The organism is Pseudomonas sp. G(2018) (assembly GCF_005502415.1).
Taxonomy (GTDB): Bacteria; Pseudomonadota; Gammaproteobacteria; order Pseudomonadales; family Pseudomonadaceae; genus Aquipseudomonas.
The window spans coordinates 1-5,827 of the sequence record NZ_SCOO01000042.1 but is presented as its reverse complement, the minus strand read 5'-3'; the positions used below and the strand labels follow the sequence as shown (position 1 = coordinate 5,827).

The 5,827-nt window shown below is 60.7% G+C and carries 4 protein-coding genes; 2 read left to right on the top strand and 2 right to left on the bottom strand.

Features of this window, described 5'->3' with window-relative positions; all coding sequences use genetic code 11:
• Nucleotides 1-159: 159 nt before the first annotated feature.
• Both FFS64_RS27480 and FFS64_RS27475 read left to right on the top strand, forming a co-directional pair.
• On the top strand, nt 160-1,116 hold the full coding sequence (locus FFS64_RS27480) for an alpha/beta hydrolase (RefSeq protein ID WP_137807926.1): 957 nt from the start codon (nt 160-162) through the stop codon (nt 1,114-1,116).
• Between the two features lie 37 nt (nt 1,117-1,153).
• A complete protein-coding gene (locus FFS64_RS27475) occupies nt 1,154-1,405 on the top strand; it encodes a hypothetical protein (RefSeq protein WP_137807925.1) in 252 nt (83 codons plus the stop codon).
• On the opposite strand, the gene FFS64_RS27470 is transcribed toward FFS64_RS27475, so the two are convergent.
• Together FFS64_RS27470 and FFS64_RS27460 are read right to left on the bottom strand one after the other, a co-directional pair.
• Complete coding sequence (locus FFS64_RS27470) at nt 1,383-3,863, bottom strand: TonB-dependent siderophore receptor (RefSeq protein WP_137807924.1); 2,481 nt, start codon at nt 3,861-3,863, stop codon at nt 1,383-1,385. The genes FFS64_RS27475 and FFS64_RS27470 overlap by 23 nt on opposite strands.
• A 225-nt stretch (nt 3,864-4,088) precedes the next feature.
• Nucleotides 4,089-5,738, bottom strand: coding sequence for a cyclic peptide export ABC transporter (locus FFS64_RS27460; RefSeq protein ID WP_137807923.1), 1,650 nt, complete (start codon nt 5,736-5,738; stop codon nt 4,089-4,091).
• Nucleotides 5,739-5,827: the final 89 nt, after the last annotated feature.

Below are 5,827 nucleotides of genomic sequence, written 5' to 3'. Positions count from 1 at the left end.
CCACACAACCCCTGTGGGAGCGAGCCTGCTCGCGAAGAGGACCTGTCAGTCGAGATCAATGTTGGCTGACAGTCCGCTATCGCGAGCAGGCTCGCTCCCACAGGTTTCATGCCGGTTTGAAGATTGATTATCGACCTCTTTGTGTAAAAGGACTCCCCCATGGCCGTACTGCCAGAACTTGAAGCTTTCCTCGAACTCGCCGAGTTCGGCCGCCTGACCGGCAAAAGTCGCGCGATGCACGAACAAACTCCGCAACAGGCGCGGATCGACTTCGAAGCGTCTTCGGGGTTTCTCGATGTGCCGCTGGAACACATTGCCTGCGAAGACTTCACCATCGCCGCGCGGGACGGCCACAGCCTGGCGGCGCGTCTGTACCGCGACGGCCAGGCAGTCGAAGGGCTGCAACCGGTCATGCTCTACTTCCATGGCGGCGGCTACGTGGTCGGCAGCCTCGATTCCCATGACGCGCTATGCCGTCGACTGGCTGCCCAGGGCGGCTTCGCCCTGCTGACGGTGGATTACCGCCTGGCACCGGAATGGAAATTCCCGACGCCAGTGCAAGACGCCTGCGATGCCGGTAACTGGCTGGTGCGCGAAGGCGCGGCCCATGGCCTGGACGCCAAACGGGTGGCAGTGGCCGGTGACAGCGTCGGCGCGACCCTGGCCACGGTGCTGTCGCTGATCGCCGCGCGCGAACCCGAGGAGCTGGCGCTCAGACCCAAAGCCCAACTGCTGGTATACCCAGTCACTGACGCCACCACCCACCGTGCTTCGCACCGCGACTTTGCCGAAGGCTATTTGCTGGAAACCCCGACCCTGGACTGGTTCTACGCCCACTACGGACGCACGCCTGCGGATTTGGCCGACTGGCGCTGCTCGCCGCTGCTGGCCGACGATCTGTCAGGCATGGCACCGGCGCTGGTGTACCTGGCCGGGCACGACCCGCTGCACGACGAAGGCCTGGCCTATGCCGAGCGCCTGCGGGCGGCGGGGAATGAGGTGACCTTGCTGGAGCAGCCGGGCATGACCCATGACTTCTTGCGTATGGCGGGGTTGTTGAGTGAGGTGGAAGGGATTCATGCGCAAGTGGCGGGGTGGGTGCGTTCGCGGCTTTGATCTGAAATGAAGAAACCCGCCATCCCGGAGAAAGGGGATGGCGGTTTTTTTTGTGTCTGGCGTAAGGGTTTGTGGTGAAGCATCTATCGCCATCGCGGGCAAGCCCGCTCCCACAGGTTTTGAGTCGAACTCAAACACTGCGGGCAACATCAAACATTGTGGGAACAGGCTTGTCCGCGATGGCGGCATCACAATCACCAAAAATCCCACAGACAAAAAAATGCCCGCATCTCGCGATCCGGGCATTTTTCATTTCAGCTTAGCGCTCAGAAATCGTATTTCGCAGTGAGCTGGAAGTTACGCGGCTCGCCGTAGAAGGTAGTGCCGAAGTTGCCCAGGCCCGTCAGGTACTTCTTGTCGAAGACGTTGTAGGCGTTGGCGGTGAAGCTCAGGTGTTCGTCGTACTGATAACGGGTCATCAGGTCGACGAGGGTGTAGCCGCCTTGTTTGAGCATGGTGCTGCCACCTTCGCCATTACCCACATTCGGGCTGAAGCTCTGGCCGTAAAACGCGCTCTGCCAGCTCACGCCGCCACCGACGGTGAACTGGTCCAGCGCTCCTGGCAGGCGGTAGGTGGTGAAGGTGCGTACCACGTGTTCCGGTTTGCTGGTGGCCAGCGGGAAGCCGAAGATGCGTTGATGGTCCTGATCGCGGGTACGGGCGTAGGTGTAGCCAGCGGACAAGTTCCAGCCTTGCGCCAGTTCACCGGCCAGTTCCAGTTCCACACCCTTGGTTTTGGCCCCGGAGATTGCCTTGTAGACGTCTTGACCGGTATTGGTGTCGGTGGTGACGTACTGGGCGACGTTGTCCTGCTCGATCTGGAACAAGGCCAGGCTGGCGTTCAACTTGCCTTCGAAGTAGGCCGCCTTGATGCCGGTTTCGTAGCTGTCGCCTTCAACCGGCTCGAGGGTCTTGCCGCTGGCGTCCTTGTAGATTTGTGGCTGGTAGATACTGGTGTAGCTGGCGTAGACCGAGTAGGTATCGTCCAGGTCATACACCACACCGGCGTAAGGCGTGACGACGCCGTGTTCCTTGTAGCTGGCGTGGGTGTCGGCGAAGCCGGAGCCCGGGTAGTAGGTGTAGTCCTCGTCGTACTTGTAGGTGCTTACACGGCCGCCGAGGATGAAGGACAAGTCGTCAGTCGGGCGCAGGCGCGTGGCCAGGTAAGCGCCGTTCTGGCTCTGGGTACGCTCGTACTTGCCGTTTTTCGGGAAGTCCGGTTTCGCGATATGGCCTTTCCAGTCAAAGATGTTGCCTGGTACCTGTCCATCGGAGTCGGTGGCAGCACCAAACGTTGCGCCAGTTTGACGGGAATGGGAGGTCATGAAGCCCGCCACCAGTTCATGTTCGCGACCGCCCAGGGTGAACGGGCCGGATACGTTCACGTCAGCGGTGTTTTGCACGCGATGACCTTCCCAGCGCCCCTGGTAAAAGAACATGCCTTCGCCGGTGTTGCGGTCCGGGTAACCGCCGCTGGCCGAGGCCAGTTGGGTATCGTGGTCGGTGGTCTTCTGGTCGAGGCTGACTTTGAGTTTCCAGTCGTTGGCCAGCGCTTGCTCCAGGGACGCGAAGTACGTGATGCTGTCGAAATCACGACGGCTCCAGTCGGCACCCGGGTTGAAACTGCGTGTGAAATCGGTGCGGCCACCGTCGGAGAAATACGGCGAGTTACCGGTCCAGGAACTGCCTCGCGGCGTCGCGCTGGATTTGTCGACCCCCAGGGTCAGCAGGGTATCGTCGGTCAGGTCGGCTTCGAGAATGCCGTAGTACAGGTCTTTCTTCTGGCTGTAGTGATCGATGTACGAGTCTTTATCCTGCAAGGCACCGACGAAGCGGCCGCGCACACTGCCGGTATCGTTGAGCGAACCGGAGATGTCGCCTTCGGTGCGGTAGTTGTCCCAGGAACCGACGGTGCCGCTGATCGAGGCCTTGAAATCCTTGGTTGGTTTCTTGCGGATCAGGTTGACAGTGGCGGCGGGGTCACCGGCACCGGTCATCAGGCCGGTCGCGCCTTTGATGACTTCGATGTGGTCGAGGCTGGCTGCGTCATCGCTGTTGTTCGGGTTTTCACCGTAAACACCGTCGTAGGGAATGTTGACGCCATCGTACTGAAAGTTGGTGATGGCAAAACCACGGGCGGAAAACTCGGTACGGTCACTGTCGTACTTCTGAACCGTGACGCCGGGGGTGTTGCGCAACGCATCGGCGACGCTGGTGACACCGCGATCATCCATCTGCTGACGGGTCACCACGGTGACCGATTGCGGGGTTTCGCGGATGGTCAACGGCAGCTTGGTGGCGGTGGTGGTGGCGCCGGTGGTGTAGGAACCGGTGTCTTCGGTCACCAGGCCCAGGGCCTGGCCGGAAATGGTGGTCGCACCCAGTTGCAGGCCCGAGCCGCCGGAAATCAGCGTGACGCTGTTGCCGTTGATCTGGAACGAAATGCCGGTGCCCTTGAGCATCTCGGCCAGGGCCGCCGACGGCTCCAGCGAGCCGGACACGGCGCGGGACTTGATGCCGGCCACTTGATCCGGGCTGTAAAGGATTTGCAGGTTGGTCTGCATGCCCAATTCGGTCAGCGCGCTGGACAGCGGCTGCACGGCAATACTCACTTTTACAGGTGCTGCATTGGCCATCGAGCTCCCCAGCAAGGTGGCGGTCAGCAGAACGCTGGTCAACAGGGTTCTATGCAGAGACGGGCGCTGTACAGCCAGCGCGAGAGGTGTGCGGCGTGGAAGAGATCGCATTACTTACCTGTGCTCCTGAAAAGTGTCGTGCAGAGTTTTTGTTAATAGGAATGATTATTAAGACGGGGCGCTGACAGGAAACCGGAAAAATAATCTTCCTGTGGGATCAAATAGTTCGCAGAACCCTGTGGGAGCGGGCTTGCCCGCGATAGCGGTGGTTCAGTCAGCATCAATGTTGAATTTGATGGCCTCATCGCGGGCAAGCCCGCTCCCACAGGTTTTTGCTTACGCAGAGGCCAACTCGGTGACCACCCGACCGCTTTCCATGCGCACCAACTGGTCCGCGACATCGAAATAGCGGTCATCGTGGGAGATCACGATGATGGTCTTGCCCAGGCGTTTGAGGTCCGGCAGCAGCTCGGTGTAGAAGATCCGGCGGAAGGTCGGGTCCTGGTCGGCGGCCCATTCGTCGAACACCAGCACCGGGCGCTCCTCCAGCCAGGCATTGACCAGGGCCAGGCGCTTGCGCTGGCCGGTGGAGAGGTCGGTGGTGGTGAAGTTGCCGTCCTTGACGCTGACCTTGTGCGCGATCTCCAGGCGTTGCAGGTACTTGTTGGCGTCTTCCGGGATCTGCGTGTCGCCCTGGACCACGTCGTCGAACAGGTAGTAGTCGGCGAAGATGGTGGTGAACAACTGGCGATAGTCATCGCGATTCCGCGCATCGATCGCTTCGCCGTTGACACGGATCTGCCCCTGCTGCGGCGTGTACAGGCCCAGCAGCAACTTGATCAGTGTGGTCTTGCCACAACCGTTCTCGCCGACGATGAAGGTGATGTCGCCCTGTTTGATCGTCAGGTTGACCGGTCCCAGCTGAAACGGTGCGGCACCGTCGACCGACGGGAAGGCGTAGCGCACGTCCGCCAGTTGCAGCTCGTGCACGGCGGGTTTGACGTTGCCCTGATCGCTGAGCAGCAGATGAGGTTCAGGGGTGGAGAATTGCTCGGACAGTTCGGCAATGCGGCGGAAGGCAATCTGCGCGCGGCTGACAATCGGCAGGGTGCTGATCAAATGCTCCAGTGGACCTTTCATGTACAGCAGCACCAGCACGAAGCCGCTCATGACGGTTTTGTCGGCGCTCGGCCAGAAGGTTTGCAGGGCCAGGGCCAGGCCGATGACCACGAAGAACAGCATCGAGCCGAAGGTCTTGGCGATAACGAAGGTGTTGATCGAACGCACCTGGGTGTTGCAGATGAATTCGGCGGTGGCCTTGATGCCCGAGACGAACATGCGCTGGCGGCGAGGACGATGAATGCGCAGTTCCTTGGCACCCTCGGCAATCGCGTTGTAGTGCTTCTGCAATTCGTCTTCGGCGTCGCGGGCGGCCATGAAACCCTGCACTCCCTTGCTCTGGGCGTAGGCCTGGATCGCGGTGCCGATCAGGATCGCGGCGACCATGATCAGGAACATCGGCCACGACAGAATCGCCAGGTAGCCCATGCAGCCCAGGGTCACGGTGACGGAAATCGCCAGTGGCGCGAAGGCGAAGGCAAAGTCACTGATGGTGTCGACGTCGTGGGTCAGTACCGGGATCAGGCGATGGCTGCGATAGCGCTCGATCTGTTCGATCGGCGCCGACAGCACTTTCTCGCCCAACTGTTTACGCAGCTTGGCGATGATGTGTTGGCCGACGTAGTTGGTGCCGATGTCCGAGCAGATCGAACTGGCCAACGCCAACAGGCACAGCCCGGCGAACAGCGCGACCACGCCCTGGGTCAGGCCGCTTTCGGAATGCAGGGCGTTGTTGATGGTCGCCAGCAGCACCGTGACGCTCAAGCCGCCGACCATGCCCAGGAAAATGGACGCGGCGACGATGAGTCGAAACGGTTTCAACAGGGCGAACAATTCGCCGATGGCGCCTCGGTTAGGCTGGGTCATGGAAGACAGTTCCTTGGGTCGTCAGGCAGATACCCAGTAGAACGTCTGGTCGAGGGGTTAATTTAGGCGGTGGGGGATGGGTGGTGAGG